Origin of the sequence: Bradyrhizobium sp. CCBAU 45389, assembly GCF_028128625.1 — a bacterium.
GTDB classification, from domain to species: Bacteria; Pseudomonadota; Alphaproteobacteria; order Rhizobiales; family Xanthobacteraceae; genus Bradyrhizobium; species Bradyrhizobium liaoningense_B.
Genome location: NZ_LBIY01000002.1, coordinates 22454 through 38234, shown reverse-complemented (window position 1 = coordinate 38234; position 15781 = coordinate 22454). Strand labels below are relative to the sequence as shown.

Below are 15781 nucleotides of genomic sequence, written 5' to 3'. Positions count from 1 at the left end.
ACAACGCACGAATGGGCATGGTCCTATGTGATGCGTTGTTGCGCAGGCCTGCCGCGCTGCTAATGTTTCAGGCGAAAAAGCAATTCCAGATCGGCCCGACCGGCCGCGGAAAGACAGTTTGTATGAATGACCACACGCGGCTCCGCGACGGCCATGGGCTGCACGGTGAGCTGGAGGGGTCGATGGCGGCGGTGGCGTTGGCCACCGAACCGGCCGTCCCCGCGCAAGTGGCCGGAACCGGCGTCTATGCGGCGCTGGACCTCGGCACCAACAATTGCAGGCTGCTGATCGCCTGTCCGACCCAGGACGGCTTTCGCGTGGTCGATTCCTTCTCGCGCATCATCCGGCTCGGCGAGGGGGTCTCGGCGACCGGCTCGATCAGCGAGGCCGCGATCGAGCGCGCCATCGCGGCGCTCAGCATCTGCCGCGACAAGATCAATCTGCGCAAGGCGCGGCGGTTGCGGCTGATCGCGACCGAAGCCTGCCGCGCGGCCTCGAACGCGGAGGGGTTCCGCAGCCGCGTCGCGGCTGAGACCGGCATCGAGCTCGAGGTGATCGACCGCGAGACCGAGGCGTCGCTCGCCGTGCTCGGCTGCTCGCCGCTGGTCGACCCGAGGGGGCGCGGCGCCATCCTGTTCGACATCGGCGGCGGCTCGACCGAACTGGTGCGGATCGAGCGCGATCCCAGCAATCCGGAGCCGCGCATCAAAGCCTGGATGTCGATCCCCTTCGGCGTGGTCACGCTCGCCGAGCAGTTCGGCGGCCGCGACGTGACGCCGGAGATCTACGCCGCGATGGAGCGCGAGGTCGCAAATCACGTTGCGCCGTTCGCCGAGGAGCATGGCCGCGATCTCACTGAGATGCATTTGCTCGGCACGTCGGGCACGGTGACGACGCTGGCCGGCATCCATCTCAATCTGCCGCGCTACGACCGCCGCCGCATCGACAGCATCTGGATGAACGATGCCGACATCACCGCGACCATCAACAAGCTGCTCGGCATGAGCTACGAGGAGCGCGCGAACAACAGCTGCATCAGCGTCGAGCGCGCCGACCTCGTGCTGGCGGGTTGCGCGATCCTCGACGCCATCAGGCACGCCTTTCCGCTGCCGCGCCTGCGCGTCGCGGACCGCGGCCTGCGCGAGGGCATGCTGGTCGAGATGATGCGCGAGGACGGTGCGCTCAGGAGCTGGTGAGATGGCGAAAGACACCACCGGCCGCTTGCACGTCCAGGTCAAGACCGGCGGCAAGCGCAAGCTGTCGTCGAAGCTGTGGCTGGAGCGGCAGCTCAACGATCCCTATGTCGCGAAAGCCAAAGCGGCGGGCTATCGCTCGCGCGCCGCGTTCAAGCTGCTCGAGATGGACGACAAGTTTCGGCTTCTGAAGCCAGGCATGGCCGTGGTCGACCTTGGCGCAGCGCCCGGCGGCTGGAGCCAGATCGCCGCCAAGCGCGTCGGCTCGGTCGAAGGCAAGGGCAAGGTCGTCGCCATCGACCTCCTGGAGATGCCGGAGATTCCCGGCGTCGATTTCGCGCAGCTCGATTTCATGGACAATGACGCCCCGAGCAAGCTCACGGCGATGCTGGGCGGCGGCGCCGACGTCGTGATGTCCGACATGGCCGCCAACACCACCGGCCACCGCAAGACCGACCAGCTCCGCATCGTCGGCCTGGTCGAGACCGCCGCGGCGTTTGCCTGCGATGTGCTCAAGCCCGGCGGCGCGTTCCTGGCCAAGACATTCCAGAGCGGCGCCGACGCCGAGCTGCTCGCCCAGCTCAAGCGCGACTTTGCCACGGTGCGCCACGTCAAGCCCGCCGCGAGCCGGCAGGACTCGTCCGAGCGTTACGTGCTGGCGACAGGGTTTCGGGGCGACCGTTAGGATCCGACAGTCACTCCCTTCGCCTAGTTGAGCGCAAACCAGACCTTGGCAACGAATGTCGCGCCGCACCAGTTCGAGACCAGGCCGTCCGGGTTGGTGATCGGATTGGCGCGACCGCCCGGCCGCGCATTTGGATCGCCCGTAAAGACGAAGCAGTTCTCCTTCGACAGATTGGTGTCGTAGTAGCGGAGATCGAGGTTGAGCGCCTTGTGCGTGAAGGTCACGCCCGCTTGCCAGTTGAGATAGGCAGGCAGCGGGAAGCCGCCGAGTTGCAAGGTCTGGTTGCCAAACCAGGAATAGCCGGCGGCGGTGGTGAACGACACGGTCAGGTTCTGCGGAAGAAATCGTTCCGGCACGTCGAAGCCAACTCCCCCCGCCACATATTGGCTCCAGGCGCCGGTGTTCGAGACGTTAGGAGAATAGGCGTAACCGCCGGCGACGCGGACCTGATCGCCGATGCGTCGATCGCCGCGGACAACGATCTCCCAATAATTGATGCCGTTGGTCTCGCCAGGAAGTCGTTCACCGGGATAGGCGAAATAGGTCGCGCCAAGATCAAAGTCGATCGTTGCAATCTGCTTTCGCATGCCGGCGGCAACGGTGAATTCGGCGGCCGGCTGGGTCGGCAGCTTGACGGTCGCGACCGTGGTTCCGGCATAGAGCGGGCCCCATCTTGTTTCGAAGGCGGCACCGGCCGCGGGGCCATGATCGGACAGCGTGGTCCCGCGATAGATGTAGTCGGATGCAAGCCCTGCGCGCGCGCTGAATTCGAGCTCGTCGCCAGGCTTTGCGTTGGTGTCGGCCGCGGACCATCCGCGGTTGCCAAGGCCGATCGCGCCGCCCGGACCGGGGGATTCAGCCAGCGCCAAACCGCCGGTCAGTGGCGCAAGCCACAACCCGGCCAATGCGGCAAACGCGGCCCCGCTTGCACCCCGAAACGATGTGTCGTGTCGCCGCAAGTCGATCATCCTCCAAGAGCGACCGCGATGCCAACCAGCGTACTCCCGAGGGCCACCATGGCAAGTCCCGCCGCCAAAGGCCGTAGCCCGCTACGGATCCCGAACACGTAACCGCAACAGAACAGCATCAGGATAGCGACGGCGTAGGAAATGCGCAGCGCCAGTCTGGCGTCGCTCACGAACACAAACGGGATGACCACCGGGAAGGTCGACAGGAAGCTCAGCAGGCAAAGGCCCAGCGCTCCGGTCCAGTCGTGTTTCGTCAGCCCTGGACCGCGAGCCGGTTCCGGCAATTGTTGCAATCGTTGCCGCATCGATTCCAATTGCTCGACGGGCAACATGGTCGACAATTCCGGCGGCAGCGCCTCGGCAATGACGCGGCGTGCTGCTTCGGGATCCGGCGCCTCCCGTATCGCGCGGACTGTCAAAACCTTGTTTCCCCGCTCATTGATGCGCCCCAGCAGATAGAGACCGCCGTCGACAATGCCCCAGGCGAGATTGCAGCCGAGCGCACCGATCAGCATCGTCTGAATGTTGATATTGGTGCCGGTCGCGATACCGAGGGAGCAAATGAAGGTGAGGGCCATGATCAGCCCGAACAAGGTCTCCGAGATCCGTTCCATCGGATCAAGTACGCCCCCGAGGGGAGTATCCGGTCCCAATAAAGCGCCCATGGCCTGGTCTTCGATCACCGTTGCAGGTGCCATCGAGGCTCACGTCCGGCTGTCGCCCTTTGAGCTAAGTCAAAGGCCTGGGCATGAGTGGACTGGGCCGGCTGGGCGTCGCCCGTGCCCTTCAGTCCATCGAGGACGATTTTACGACGTCGGGTTCTGACCGACGTCGCTCCGGCCTCATCGCGCTTTATCCCAGCCGCTGATCCCGCACGTCCTGCGTGTCTTCCGTTGCCGCCTTCACCGCGGCCTTCTCCGCGCCCTTGCCGGCGCCCTTGCGGCTCGCGATCTCGACCGCCTTGCGACCGGAGATCTCGTGGCCGGCGTCGACGGGCATCTGCCAGAAGAACCAGCTCGATGCCGCCGAGGTCAACGCGACCACGACGAAGGCCGGCGCGAACACCGTGGCGTCGATCTCGCTGATATGGTGGAACCACATCGTCGTTTCCACGCAGGCCGCGCCGACGGCGACGCCGGCGGAGACCGCGAGCTGCTGGTTGACGCTGACGAGCGTGGTGGCCCGGCTCATCTGCGCGGTTTCGACGTCGGCGTAGGCGACCGTGTTGATCGCGGTGAACTCCAGCGAGCGGAAGAAGCCGCCGACCACCAGGATGACCATGATGATGAGCAGCGGCGTCGTCACCGTGAACAGCGCGCAGACGGCGAGGAAGAACGCGCTGACGATCGCGTTCACCGTCATCAGGTTGCGGAAGCCGAAGGTGCGGATGATGCGCGCGGCCAGCGTCTTCATGCCCATCGCACCGAGCGAGGAGGCGAAGGTGACAAGGCCGGAATGGAACGGCGACAGGCCGAAGCCGATCTGCATCAAGAGCGGCAGCAGGAACGGCAGCGCACCGATGCCGAGCCGGAACATGAAACCGCCGAACACGGCCGCGCGCAGCGTGGGCAGCTTCAGGAGCGAGAAATCGAGCACCGGCGAGCCCGTGCGCCTTGCGTGAATGACGTAGAGCGTCATCGAGATCGCGCCGCCCGCGATCAGCGCGGCGACGGTGCTCCAGGGCAGGAGGTTTAGCCCGGCGACCGACAGGCCGAAGGCGATGCCGGCAAGGCCAATGCCCGCCAGCACCATGCCGTAGAGGTCGAACGGCTCGCGTTCCTCGCTCTTGATCGGGTCGATGAAGCGCAGCGCCATGAAGATGCCGAGCAGCCCGATCGGGATGTTGATCAGGAAGATCCAGTGCCAGGATGCGTAGGTCGTGATGAAACCGCCGAGCGGTGGGCCGATCACCGGGCCGATCAGGGCAGGGACCGTCACCCAAGCCATGGCGTTGACCAGCGCGCTCTTGTCGACCGAGCGCAGCAGCACGAGGCGCCCGACCGGCGTCATCATTGCCCCGCCCATGCCCTGCAGGATGCGCGCGAACACGAAGTCGGTGACGGAGGTCGACAGCGCGCAACCGACCGAGCCGACCATGAACACCCCGACCGCGATCGCGAACACCATCCGCGCCCCGAAGCGGTCGGCCGTCCAGCCGCTCGCCGGGATGAATACCGCGAGCGACAGCAGGTAGGAGGTGATCGCAAGCTTCAGCGTCAAGGGGCTGGTGCCGATGTCGGCCGCAATCGCCGGCAGCGAGGTGGCGATGACGGTCGAATCCATGTTCTCCATGAAGAGAGCAGTGGCGACGATCAGCGGAATGATGCGTTGCTTGTCGACCATGACGGATTGGTAACGAAAATCGGAAGGAGGGGTGAGGGTTGCGGCTTATCACCGCCACCGGGCCGCGACCATTGCGGATCGACGCATAGCACCTAAATCCCGCGTAACAACGGTGTGACCCTGTCTCGTCATTCCGGGGCGCGCCACCTGGCGCGAACCCGGAATCCATGGGGCCGCGGGGCCCGCTGGCGGATGGATTCCGGCCCCGGGCTTCGTCGCGCCCCGGAATGACGGCGGGTGGGTCGCGCACGGGCGATCCACGCCGAATTTACCCTAAAAAAGCCTGTGCATGGCTGGCCAGCGGCCCGAATTGCTTTGATTCGTCACGCGGGCGTGCTATCGACCCGCGTCAACCCCACCGATGGGCTCCGATTCTTAAGGCGATGCCGCAAGGTACGCCGAGGGCGGCGCTCATCCATAGCTATTTGCGGCAGGGCCGCAGGAAGGAGTTGGCAGATGGCCACGGTGCAACTTCAAGGCATCCGCGAAGCCTTTACGTTCGACGACGTGCTGTTGAAGCCGGGCCTTTCGGACGTCATGCCGGGCGAGGTCGACATCCGCTCGCGCGTCACCCGCGCCATTCCGCTCAACATCCCGATCATGGCCTCGGCCATGGACACGGTCACCGAAGCCCGCATGGCGATCGCCATGGCGCAGGCCGGCGGCCTCGGCGTCATCCACCGCAATTTCGATCCGGAAGGGCAGGCGGCCCAGGTCCGGCAGGTCAAGCGCTACGAGTCGGGCATGGTGGTGAACCCGCTCACCATCAGCCCGGATGCGAGCCTCGACGACGCGCTCAAGCTGATGAGCGATCACGGCATCTCCGGCATTCCCGTCGTCACCGGCGCGAGCAAGACGACGCCGGGCAAGCTGGTCGGCATCCTCACCAACCGCGACGTGCGCTTTGCCACCGACCGCCGGCAAAAAGTCTCCGAGCTGATGACGCATGAAGGTCTCGTCACGGTGCGCGAGAATGTCAGCCAGGACGAGGCGCGGCGGATGCTGCACCAGCATCGCATCGAGAAGCTGCTGGTGGTCGACGAGCAGTATCGCTGCGTCGGCCTCATCACCGTGAAGGACATGGAGAAGGCGGTCGCCCATCCGCTCGCCTGCAAGGACGCGCAAGGGCGCCTGCGCGTCGCCGCCGCCACCACGGTCGGCGACACCGGCTTCGAGCGCACCGAACGCCTGATCGATGCCGGCGTCGATCTCGTCGTCGTCGACACCGCGCATGGTCATTCCCGCCACGTGCTGCATGCGGTGAACCGCATCAAGCGTCTCTCCAACTCGGTGCAGGTCGTCGCCGGCAACGTCGCGACATCGGAGGGTGCGCAGGCGCTGATCGATTCCGGAGCGGATTGCATCAAGGTCGGCATCGGTCCGGGCTCGATCTGCACCACGCGCATCGTCGCCGGTGTCGGCGTTCCCCAGCTCACCGCGATCATGGATGCGGTCGAGGCGGCCAAGAAGTCCGACATTCCCGTGATCGCCGACGGAGGCATCAAGTTCTCCGGCGACCTTGCCAAGGCGCTCGCCGCCGGCGCCGACATCGCGATGGTCGGCTCGCTGCTCGCCGGCACCGACGAGACGCCGGGCGAGGTGTTCCTGTGGCAGGGCCGTTCGTACAAGGCCTATCGCGGCATGGGCTCGGTCGGCGCGATGGCGCGCGGCTCGGCCGATCGCTACTTCCAGCAGGACATCAAGGACTCGCTCAAGCTCGTGCCTGAAGGCATCGAGGGCCAGGTGCCCTACAAGGGTCCGGTCGGCAATGTCATGCACCAGCTCGCCGGGGGCTTGCGCGCCGCCATGGGCTATGTCGGCGCAAAGGACATGAAGGAGCTGCACGAGAAGGCGAACTTCGTCCGCATCACCGGCGCGGGCCTGCGCGAAAGCCACGTCCACGACGTCACCATCACGCGCGAAGCGCCGAACTATCCGGGCGGGGGTTAGTCCTCGGCCGCGCCTTCAACTCCGCTCTCGTGCCCCGGACGCAGCGCAGCACCTCTTCGGTGATGCGCTGCAGAGCCGGGGCCCATGTTTCCACGTTCTGCGGTGTTGCTTTCTGGGTCCCGGCTCTGCGCAGCAACGTTGCACGTTGCAGCGCGTCCGGGACACGAGAGGGGGGCATATCGCCGCGACCATCCACTCCACCGCTTTTGTATTGACGCAGCTTCCTCCCTCCGCTTCCGTTCGTGCCGAAGTAAAATCAGGAGGAAGCCATGTCCCAAGGCAAACGCATCGTTCTCGCTGCGCGTCCCGTCGGCGAGCCCAAGCCGTCCGATTTCCGCATCGAGGAATTCGCCGTTCCAACGCCAGGGCAGGGCGAAGTCCTGCTGCGCACGATCTGGCTGTCGCTCGATCCCTATATGCGTGGCCGCATGAGCGAGGGCCCGTCCTATGCCGCACCGGTGCCGATCGGCGGCGTGATGGAGGGCGAGGCGGTCAGCGAGGTCGCGGCCTCCAACAATCCTGACTTTGCCAAGGGCGACATCGTCCGCATCCGTTCCGGCTGGCAGACGCACGCGATCTCGAGCGGCAAGGGCCTGATCAAGGTCGATCCGAAGCTCGGGCCGATCTCGACCTCCATCGGCGTGCTCGGCATGCCTGGCATGACGGCGTACACGGGCCTGCTCGACATCGGCAAGCCCCAAGAAGGCGAGACCGTCGTCGTTGCCGGTGCCTCAGGTGCGGTCGGCTCGGCCGTCGGCCAGATTGCCAAGATCAAGGGCGCCCGCGCGGTCGGCATCGCCGGCGGCAAGGACAAGTGCGACTACGTGGTCAAGGAGCTCGGCTTCGACGAGTGTCTCGATCATCGCGAAACCGATTTTCCGGCCAAGCTGAAATTCGCCTGCCCGAAAGGCATCGATGTCTATTTCGAGAATGTCGGCGGCGCCGTGTTCGAGGCGGTGTTCCCGCTGCTCAATCCGTTCGCGCGCGTGCCGGTCTGCGGCCTGATCGCCCATTACAACGACACCGAAGCCAAGCCGCCGAAATGGGCCGCCAGCATGATGCGTGCGACCCTGACCAAGCGGCTGACCTTCCGCGGCTTCATCGTCTCCGACTTCGCCGCCCGCCATGGCGACTTCCTGCGCGACATGTCGGGCTGGGTCCGCGAGGGCAAGGTCAAGTACAAGGAGTTCGTCACCGAGGGCCTGGAAAGCGCCCCCGGCGCCTTCATGGGCCTGCTGAAGGGGGCCAATTTCGGCAAGCAGCTGGTGCGCGTGGGGCCGGACAAGGCCTAGGGCGACAAGGAATGGGACTCCCGTTGCCCCAGCGCCACAAGCCGGCTGGGGATGGTTAAGAAAGAGTCACCAAATGGTCACACCTGCCCGCAAAAGCCGCAGGTGTGACCGTCTGTTCATTGACGGGCCGGCGAAGGCATTGAATCATCGCGCATATTTCAGGTGCTGCGATGTTAGAGATTGTTCTTTTCTGCGTAATTCTCCTGGCCGCCGGCTATTGGGCGACGATGTTCGTCATGGGCCGCCGCGACGACGTCATCCATGGCAAATTCGTTCACACCGAGGAGGAGGGCGATTTCACGCCAGCCGCGATGCCGGCGCCACCGCCATTCCCGAAGCGTCCGGTGAGAGTTGCGCAGCCCGCGAGTGTCCGGACCGCCAGTGTTCAGCCCGCGCTCCCTGAGGCCAAGCCCGTGAACAGCGCAGCGCTGCAATCGCTGCTGGCCGCTATCCAGCAGGATCTCAAGAGCGTCGCTTAAATCTGGCGCTCAAACGCTGCCGCGCTCGATCAGCGACAATTCAACCGCGAGCCGCTGCTCGGCCGCCGGCGCGCCGGACAGCCGCGCCAGGAGCAATTGCCCCGCAATCCGGCCGAGGGCCGCCGCATCGAACGAGATGGTGGTGAGGCCGGGCGTGATCTGATCGGCAACGTCGTTGTCGCCGAAGCCGAGCACGGCGAGATCGCGCGGCACCGAGAGGCCGCGGGCGCGGGCTTCGATCAGCGCGCCGGTCGCGAGCAGGTCGTTGGCGCAGAACACGGCATCGACGTCGCCGCCGCGATCGAGCAGCGCGGTGAAGGCGGCGCGGCCGTCGACGAGGCCCGTGATCTCACCGACACCGATCTCGTGGACGATTTCGAGGCCGAGCTTTGCCGCTGCCGCGCGAAACCCGTCGCGGCGGAGCGCGCCACGGCCGCTGCTGCGGCCCACGAAGGCGAGGCGGCGATGTCCGGCCTCCGCCAGCCTGCGCGCCGCCATGGCGCCAGCATCCGCATTGGGCAGGCCGACCAGCATGTCGATGGGATCGCGCGGAAACGCCCAGGTCTCGATCACGGGAATGCCGAGCTCGGCAAGCGCTGTGCGATTCTCCTCGAGCTCGATGACGCCGGTGAACATCACCGCGGCGGGGCGGATGCCGCGGAGCGACTGGATCATCGCGACCTCCTTGGCATAGGAGTAGGAGGTCTGCCCGACCAGCACCTCAAAACCTTCCGGCTCCAGCGTCGCGGCGAAGCTGCGCACCGCGAGGCCGAACTGCTGGCTGAGGATGTTGGAGACGAAGGCGACGACCACGTTCGACCGGCCCGAGCGCAGCGCGCGGGCATGCGGGTTGGAGGCATAGCCGGTCGCCTCGATCACCTCGAGGATGCGGTCGCGGGTCTTGCGATTGACCTTCTCGGGATGACGCAGCACCCGCGACACCGTGATCGGCGCGACGCCGGCGCGCTCCGCCACTTCCTCGATGCGCGGCGGCCGTCCGGTCGCATTGCTGCGGCCGGGCGGCGCCGGAATGCGCACGACGTCGTCATAGCCTGGCTTTGCCGGATCTGTCATCGAATCCCGAAGTTACTCGCTGTCGGTATCGTCTCCAAAGTTCAGCGCGCAGGCAACTCCTCGCGCGACAGCGCGCGGCCGACCTGGACTAGGCAGTCGCCGCTCTGGCTGTCGGTGTGCAGACGCTGCGAGATCACGATGCCGTCGGCGGGGAAGCGCAGCACTTCTTCCGCAAGCTCCGGACGCTCAAAGTCGTGATACCAGCCGGCGATATCGCCCGCCTTGACCCGCGCACCGACGGTGACAGCGGGCTCGAACCAGCCACGGCGCGTCGCGAACACCGCCTGGGCGTGGCTCTGCAGGGCCAGCAATTCAGTAGCGCGCTCGACCGGCGCATGGGGCCCCAGCACGGGCGCCTGGACGAGGCCAAGTGCGAGCAGCAACCGGTCGACCGCGCGCGCGGTGAACGCCATGGTTTGCGGCGTCACGGTGCCGCCGCCGCCGAACTCGCCCGACAAGCCGATCGCGCCGGCGCGTGCGGCCGCCGCCATCGAGGTCGGCGCAGCAGCGCCGTTCTCGGCGACGAAGGCGAAGGGCATGCCGAGCCCTTCCATCAGGCGCAGCGCGTGGCCGAACATCTCGGGCGGGCCCTGCCGCTCGATCAGCGCGCAAGGCACGTGCGCCATCGAGGTGCCGCCGGAGTGGATGTCGAAGACGACGTCGTGGCGCGGAAACAGCTCGTGCTCGAGGAAATGCGCCAGGCGGAATGTCGGCGTGCCCGCGGCATCGCCGGGGAAGGCGCGGTTGAGATTGCCTTCGTCGAGCGGCGAGCGGCGGCGCGCCGCCATCACGGCGGGCAGGTTGGCGAAGGGCAGGATGGTGATCTCGCCCTTGATGTCCTTCGCGTCCAACCGGCGATACAGCCGCGTCAGCGTGATCTCGCCCTCATATTCGTCACCGTGATTGCCGGCCATCAACAGCAGCTTTGGACCTGCGCCGTTCTTGATCCGGAAGATCGGGATCTTGAGCTGGAAGTAGGGGGAGCGGTCGATCGAGAAGGGAATGCCGAGATGGCCGGACCATTTCTGGTCCTTCTCGAAATCGATGTCGTGGAAAAGTCCGGTATGCATGGGAGGCCTCGTGGCCGCGCCGTCGCCGGCGCCGGCCGAAGGTTGAAGAAAAAGCGACGCCTTTACAGCAAGGCGACCGCGGTCATCTCGACGCGCAAATCGGGATCGGCGAGGCGGGCTTCGACGCAGGCGCGCGCCGGCGGGTTGGCCGGATCGATCCAGGCGTCATAGACCGAGTTCATGGTGTCGAAATCGGTGATATGCGGCAGGAAGACGTTGACCGCGATCAGCTTGGAGCGGTCCGAGCCTGCCTCCTTGAGCAGCGCGTCGATCTTGGCGAGCACCTGCTGGGTCTGCGACACGATGCCGGCCTTGCGGTCATCGGCGACCTGGCCTGCGATGTGCACCATGCCGCCGGCGGCGACGGCCTGGCTCATGCGCGAGCCGACGACGTAACGTTTGATCATCTGAAAATTCTCCTCGTGTAGGTGGCGCTCCCGCGACGAGCGCGGGAGCGTGTGCCCGATTACAGCGTCGGCAGCGACTGCTCTTCCTTGAACCATTTCAGCTGAAGTGCGCCGAGCTTGCCGTTGAGCTTGTTGAAGAAGATGTCGGTGTTGATCCAGTTGAGCAGGTTCTGCTCGCCCTGGCGCACGCCGACATGAGCCGGCGACTGGCGGATCAGGAATTTCAGCTCGACCTCCTTGGTCGGGTTCTGGTCCTGCACCTTCAGCGCAATGGCGCTGTTCTCCGCGAACGTGTCTGCCTGTCCGGCGAGATAGGCCGCGATCGCGGCCGGGGTGTCCTCGAAGCGCACCAGCTTCACCTTCGGTGCGTTGTCGGTGAGCCAGACGTCGAGCGTCGAGCCCTTGGCCACCGCGACGCTGCGGCCGTCGAGATTGTCGGGCTTCTTGCCGGTGGCGGAGGGAAGCGACTTCGCGCCATAGACGCCGAGATTCACGACCGCATATGGCTGCGAGAACATCACCTGCTGGGCGCGCTCGGGCGTGGCGCCGAGGCCGGCGATCAAAATGTCGAGCTTGTCCGAGAGCAAACTCGGGATGCGCGCGGCGCCCGTCACCGGCACGAGCTCGAGCTTCACGCCCATGTCGGCGGCGATCAGTTTTGCAAGATCGGCGTCAAGGCCGGCAATCTCGCCCTTGTCGTCCTTGAAGCCCCAGGGTGCGGCGTCGGTGAGGATGCCGACGCGAATCTTGCCGGCGCCGAGCACGTCCTGGAGCTTGTCGGCCTTGGCGAGGTTCGGTGCGGCAATGACGGCGAGGGCCGTCGCAGCAATGGTGAAGATGGACTTCAACTTTCTCATGACTCTCTCCTTGAAGGGGAAGGTTCTCACTTGGAAGGTTTCACTTGGCAGATGCGATGAAGCTTGCGAGCTCGGGGGTCTCAGGATTGGCGAACAGTTTTGCCGGCGGGCCCTGTTCCCAGACGCGGCCCTGATGCATGAAGACGATGCGGTTGGCGACGTTGCGGGCAAAGCCCATCTCGTGGGTGACCAGGATCATGGTCATGCCCTGTTTCGCCATCGCCTCCATCACCTTCAGGACTTCGCCGACGAGCTCGGGATCGAGCGCGGACGTCACTTCGTCGAACAGCATGAGGTGAGGGGCCATGGCGAGGCAGCGGGCGATCGCAACGCGCTGCTGCTGGCCGCCGGAGAGCTGCTCGGGCCAGGCGTCGATCTTTTCGGCGAGGCCGACGCGGGTCAGCACATCCGCGGCCAGCGCACGGGCTTTCGCCTTGTCGATGCGGCCCGTGAGCAGCGGGGCCAGCGTGATGTTGCGCTCGACCTTCAGATGCGGAAACAAATTGAAGGCCTGAAACACGATGCCGACGCGCTGACGGAATTTCTTCAGGTCAGGCATTTTGGCGTGGACCTTCTGGCCCTCGACCCGGATCTCGCCGGAATCGACGCTCTCGAGCGCATTGATGCAGCGGAGCAGCGTCGACTTGCCCGAGCCCGAGCGGCCGATGATGGTGACGATCTCGCCTTCCTCGACATCGAGCGAGACGCCCTTGAGCACCTCGACCTTGCCGAATGTCTTGTGCACGTCGCGGATTTCAACGAGAGCCATCGAGGCGGGCCTCCAGGGAGCGGGACCAGAGCGTGAGCGGCAGGCACAGCGCGAAGTAGATCGCGGCGACCAGCGCGTAGGTGAGGAGCGGCTGGAACGTCGCCGCGCTCACCACTTGGCCGGCGCGGGCAAGCTCGACGAAGCCGAGGATCGAGGCGAGCGAGGTGCCCTTGATGAGCTGCACCAGGAAGCCGACGGTCGGCGGCAGCGACAGCCGCAGCGCCTGCGGCGCGATGATGTGGCGGAACTGCTGCCAGGCGGAGAGGCCGAGACAGGCGCCGGCCTCCCATTGCGCCTGCTTCACGGCCTCGAGGCCGCCGCGCCAGATCTCGCCGAGGAAGGCCGCAGTGTAGAGCGTGTAGGCGACGGTCACGGCAACGAGCGCCGGCACCTGGATGCCGAGGAAAACCGGCATGCCGAAATAGAAGAAGAACAACAGGCCGAGCAGCGGCACGCTCTGGATCACCTGGATGCACGCCGCCATCGCCCAGCGCAGGCCCGCGAAACGGCTGATGCGGCCCAAGGCAAGCCCGAGCGCCAGCGGCGCACCGAAGGCGAGCGCGAGCGCGACGAGGGCGACGGTCCAGCGCAACGCTGCGAACAGCGAGACGAAGTCGATGAGGGAGAAGGATCGCATCGCTTGTCCCTCAGCGCCGCCGCGGCCAGCGGAAGGCCGCCAGACCGATGATCGCGAACAGCGCCTTGAACGACATCGCCATCGCGAAATAGACCGCGCAGATCACCGCATAGACCTCGAAGCTGCGATAGGTGCGGCTCTCGATGAAGCCGGCGACGTGAAACAGCTCGTCGGCGGCGACCTGCGAGGCGAGCGAGGTGCCGAGCAGCAGCAGCACGAACTGGCTGGTCACGGCCGGATAGGCGTTGCGCAGCGCCGGCGGCAGGATGATGTGGCGGAACACCTGCCAGCCCGACAACCCCAGGCACTGGCCGGCTTCGACCTGGCTGCGCGGAATGGAATCGAGGCCGGCGCGGATGATCTCGACCGAATAGGCGCCGAAATAGAGCGACAGCGCGACGGCGGCGGCCTCGAAGGCCGGCAGCTTCAGGCCGAAATTCGGCAGCACGAAGAAGACGATGAAGATCTGGATCAGCGACGGCGTGTTGCGGAACAGCTCGATATAGCCGCGCACCAGCCAGCGCAGCGGCGTGATGCGCCCCTTCAGCGCGACCGCGCCGGCGATGCCGATCACGAGCCCGGCCAGCGCCGAGATCACCGTCAGCTCCAGCGTGACGATGGCGCCGTCGATGAGCTGGTTCTGATAGCGCCACAGCGGCAGGAAGTTCATCGCCGCCCTCAGCCGAATTGGGTGGGAAGGGCGCGCGTCACGACGCCGTCGGCGTCGAGGCCGAAGATGACGCGCCAGCGGTCGAGGCAGGTGCAGGGATGCGAGATGCCGAAGGCGATGATGTCGCCGACGGCAAGCGCGGCTTCCGGCGCGACCGAGAGGAACGCGTGCTGGTCGTTGAGGCGCGTCACGGTGAGCGCAGCGGCGAGCCCTTGCTGCTCGACGCCGTCGCGGAACACGCGCAGGGGCACGGGCAGTCCCTGGTCGAAGGAGGCATCGCGCATGCCGAAGCCTGCGATCGCAAGCCCGTCTTCGGGCCGCGACAGCACCTCGGCCCAGAGCGTCAGCGCCGGGCGAAAGCCTTCCACGGCGGAATGGTGCAGGCCGTCGACGAGGAGGCCGCCGCGCCGGTCGACTTCCGCGAAGGCGCGCGCATAGATGCCGTGATCGGCGAAGAACAGCGCGCCCGAGCGCAGGATCGCACCGGCATTGCCGTCGGCCTGCGCCACCGGCGCCAGCGCGTGCGCGACGATATCGAAGTAGGCCGATCCGCCCGCACTCATGATCAGTGGCCGCTTTGGTGCGGCGGCGCGCACCAGCGCAAAAGTCTCGACGGTACGCTCCAGCAGCGCCGCGATGGCGCGCATCGTGGCGTCGGCATCCGGCGTTGCGACCGCACCTTCGTAAGTGGCGACCCCGCCGAGCACGAGCCGATCGGCGGCAAGCACGGCCGCGATCGTCGCCTCGACCGCAGCGCGATCGCGCGCGCCGGCGCGGCCCGCGCCGAGCTCGACCAGCACCGACAATTCGCGGGGGCCTGCGATCCGCGCAGCCTCGGCGAGCGCTGCGACCGCAGCCGGTGAATCCGCAAAGGCGTGAAATTCGACATCGGGATAGGCGCTCAAGAGCGCGCCGAGGCGTCGGCCGGCGGCGAGCCCGCCGATCTCGTTGGCAAGCAGCAGACGCCGCTCGCCGCTTGCGAGCAGCACCGCAGCCTGCTGGATATTGGCGACCGTCGTGCCCCAGGCACCGGCTGCGCGCAGCGAGCGGGCAAGCTCCGGCGACATCGGGGTCTTCGCGTGCGGCGCGACGCTGACGCCGGCGCTCTTGCACCAATTCAGGAAGAGGTCGCGGTTGGCTGCGAAGGCGGCTTCATCAAGGGTGAGGGCGGGCAGGGCGAGATCGCCGCGCGACGGTGACCAGCTCTGGCTGCCGATGTCCTCAGTGGCGACGCCATCGACCAGGGGAATGCCCCGAATGGTCGTCGAAAGGCGTTGGCTATCCCACCGGGACAAGAACTGCATCGTCGCTCCCTCAGCGGCCCCCGACCGCTGGAATGAACGATATGTTCGAATGACAACGTTGTCATTAGCCAAATTTGGCCATT

16 protein-coding genes are annotated in these 15781 nt (G+C 66.3%); 5 read left to right on the top strand and 11 right to left on the bottom strand.

Going from position 1 to position 15781, the window contains the following annotated elements; all coding sequences use genetic code 11:
* Nucleotides 1–122: 122 nt before the first annotated feature.
* Nucleotides 123–1196 (top strand): Ppx/GppA phosphatase family protein, encoded by a 1074-nt coding sequence (locus tag XH79_RS00210; RefSeq protein WP_212337508.1) that lies wholly within the window; start codon nucleotides 123–125, stop codon nucleotides 1194–1196.
* A gap of 1 nt (nucleotide 1197) precedes the next feature.
* Nucleotides 1198–1878, top strand: a complete 681-nt coding sequence (locus tag XH79_RS00205; protein WP_212337506.1) for an RlmE family RNA methyltransferase — start codon at nucleotides 1198–1200, stop codon at nucleotides 1876–1878.
* Nucleotides 1879–1901: 23 nt separating this feature from the next.
* Here XH79_RS00205 and XH79_RS00200 read toward each other — a convergent pair whose 3' ends face one another.
* From XH79_RS00200 to XH79_RS00190, 3 genes are all read right to left on the bottom strand, one after another.
* Complete coding sequence (locus XH79_RS00200; RefSeq protein ID WP_271580209.1) at nucleotides 1902–2837, bottom strand: TorF family putative porin; 936 nt, start codon at nucleotides 2835–2837, stop codon at nucleotides 1902–1904.
* Between the two features lie 5 nt (nucleotides 2838–2842).
* Nucleotides 2843–3544, bottom strand: coding sequence for a VIT1/CCC1 transporter family protein (locus tag XH79_RS00195; protein ID WP_212337502.1), 702 nt, complete (start codon nucleotides 3542–3544; stop codon nucleotides 2843–2845).
* Between the two features lie 154 nt (nucleotides 3545–3698).
* Nucleotides 3699–5189: an MFS transporter gene (locus XH79_RS00190; protein WP_212337500.1), complete on the bottom strand. Its 1491-nt coding sequence runs from the start codon at nucleotides 5187–5189 to the stop codon at nucleotides 3699–3701.
* A gap of 456 nt (nucleotides 5190–5645) precedes the next feature.
* Between XH79_RS00190 and guaB the strand changes: the two genes are divergently transcribed.
* The 3 genes from guaB to XH79_RS00175 all read left to right on the top strand — a co-directional run bounded on the left by guaB (nucleotide 5646) and on the right by XH79_RS00175 (nucleotide 8910).
* The gene (gene guaB / locus XH79_RS00185) at nucleotides 5646–7139 is read left to right on the top strand and encodes an IMP dehydrogenase (protein WP_212337498.1); all 1494 of its coding nucleotides are present in this window, start codon (nucleotides 5646–5648) and stop codon (nucleotides 7137–7139) included.
* Nucleotides 7140–7408: 269 nt separating this feature from the next.
* Nucleotides 7409–8431 (top strand): NADP-dependent oxidoreductase, encoded by a 1023-nt coding sequence (locus XH79_RS00180; protein WP_212337496.1) that lies wholly within the window; start codon nucleotides 7409–7411, stop codon nucleotides 8429–8431.
* A gap of 170 nt (nucleotides 8432–8601) precedes the next feature.
* Nucleotides 8602–8910 carry a hypothetical protein gene (locus XH79_RS00175; protein ID WP_271580208.1) on the top strand — a complete coding sequence of 103 codons (309 nt, stop codon included), beginning with the start codon at nucleotides 8602–8604 and terminating at the stop codon, nucleotides 8908–8910.
* A 9-nt stretch (nucleotides 8911–8919) separates the two neighbouring features.
* Here XH79_RS00175 and XH79_RS00170 read toward each other — a convergent pair whose 3' ends face one another.
* The 8 genes from XH79_RS00170 to XH79_RS00135 form a co-directional block, all read right to left on the bottom strand.
* Nucleotides 8920–9984, bottom strand: coding sequence for a LacI family DNA-binding transcriptional regulator (locus tag XH79_RS00170; protein WP_271580207.1), 1065 nt, complete (start codon nucleotides 9982–9984; stop codon nucleotides 8920–8922).
* A gap of 41 nt (nucleotides 9985–10025) precedes the next feature.
* Nucleotides 10026–11054 (bottom strand): succinylglutamate desuccinylase/aspartoacylase family protein, encoded by a 1029-nt coding sequence (locus XH79_RS00165; protein WP_271580206.1) that lies wholly within the window; start codon nucleotides 11052–11054, stop codon nucleotides 10026–10028.
* A gap of 62 nt (nucleotides 11055–11116) precedes the next feature.
* Nucleotides 11117–11461, bottom strand: coding sequence for a RidA family protein (locus tag XH79_RS00160; protein WP_018645782.1), 345 nt, complete (start codon nucleotides 11459–11461; stop codon nucleotides 11117–11119).
* A gap of 59 nt (nucleotides 11462–11520) precedes the next feature.
* Nucleotides 11521–12318, bottom strand: a complete 798-nt coding sequence (locus XH79_RS00155) for a transporter substrate-binding domain-containing protein (RefSeq protein WP_271580205.1) — start codon at nucleotides 12316–12318, stop codon at nucleotides 11521–11523.
* A 40-nt stretch (nucleotides 12319–12358) separates the two neighbouring features.
* Nucleotides 12359–13087 carry an amino acid ABC transporter ATP-binding protein gene (locus tag XH79_RS00150; protein WP_212337487.1) on the bottom strand — a complete coding sequence of 243 codons (729 nt, stop codon included), beginning with the start codon at nucleotides 13085–13087 and terminating at the stop codon, nucleotides 12359–12361.
* A complete protein-coding gene (locus XH79_RS00145; RefSeq protein WP_271580204.1) occupies nucleotides 13074–13724 on the bottom strand; it encodes an amino acid ABC transporter permease in 651 nt (216 codons plus the stop codon). Before XH79_RS00145 ends, XH79_RS00150 begins: the two co-directional genes overlap by 14 nt.
* A 10-nt stretch (nucleotides 13725–13734) precedes the next feature.
* Nucleotides 13735–14394: an amino acid ABC transporter permease gene (locus tag XH79_RS00140; RefSeq protein WP_271580203.1), complete on the bottom strand. Its 660-nt coding sequence runs from the start codon at nucleotides 14392–14394 to the stop codon at nucleotides 13735–13737.
* An 8-nt stretch (nucleotides 14395–14402) separates the two neighbouring features.
* A complete protein-coding gene (locus XH79_RS00135) occupies nucleotides 14403–15698 on the bottom strand; it encodes an alanine racemase (protein WP_271580202.1) in 1296 nt (431 codons plus the stop codon).
* Nucleotides 15699–15781: the final 83 nt, after the last annotated feature.

Bases quoted from the DNA above. Each gene is read 5' to 3' on its own strand.
- XH79_RS00195 (WP_212337502.1), bottom strand. From the start codon at position 3,544: ATGGCACCTGCAACGGTGATCGAAGACCAGGCCATGGGCGCTTTATTG.
- XH79_RS00205 (WP_212337506.1), top strand. From the start codon at position 1,198: ATGGCGAAAGACACCACCGGCCGCTTGCACGTCCAGGTCAAGACCGGC.
- XH79_RS00165 (WP_271580206.1), bottom strand. From the start codon at position 11,054: ATGCATACCGGACTTTTCCACGACATCGATTTCGAGAAGGACCAGAAA.
- XH79_RS00135 (WP_271580202.1), bottom strand. From the start codon at position 15,698: ATGCAGTTCTTGTCCCGGTGGGATAGCCAACGCCTTTCGACGACCATT.
- guaB (WP_212337498.1), top strand. From the start codon at position 5,646: ATGGCCACGGTGCAACTTCAAGGCATCCGCGAAGCCTTTACGTTCGAC.
- XH79_RS00160 (WP_018645782.1), bottom strand. From the start codon at position 11,461: ATGATCAAACGTTACGTCGTCGGCTCGCGCATGAGCCAGGCCGTCGCC.
- XH79_RS00180 (WP_212337496.1), top strand. From the start codon at position 7,409: ATGTCCCAAGGCAAACGCATCGTTCTCGCTGCGCGTCCCGTCGGCGAG.
- XH79_RS00170 (WP_271580207.1), bottom strand. From the start codon at position 9,984: ATGACAGATCCGGCAAAGCCAGGCTATGACGACGTCGTGCGCATTCCG.
- XH79_RS00155 (WP_271580205.1), bottom strand. From the start codon at position 12,318: ATGAGAAAGTTGAAGTCCATCTTCACCATTGCTGCGACGGCCCTCGCC.
- XH79_RS00150 (WP_212337487.1), bottom strand. From the start codon at position 13,087: ATGGCTCTCGTTGAAATCCGCGACGTGCACAAGACATTCGGCAAGGTC.
- XH79_RS00210 (WP_212337508.1), top strand. From the start codon at position 123: ATGAATGACCACACGCGGCTCCGCGACGGCCATGGGCTGCACGGTGAG.
- XH79_RS00145 (WP_271580204.1), bottom strand. From the start codon at position 13,724: ATGCGATCCTTCTCCCTCATCGACTTCGTCTCGCTGTTCGCAGCGTTG.
- XH79_RS00140 (WP_271580203.1), bottom strand. From the start codon at position 14,394: ATGAACTTCCTGCCGCTGTGGCGCTATCAGAACCAGCTCATCGACGGC.
- XH79_RS00190 (WP_212337500.1), bottom strand. From the start codon at position 5,189: ATGGTCGACAAGCAACGCATCATTCCGCTGATCGTCGCCACTGCTCTC.
- XH79_RS00175 (WP_271580208.1), top strand. From the start codon at position 8,602: ATGTTAGAGATTGTTCTTTTCTGCGTAATTCTCCTGGCCGCCGGCTAT.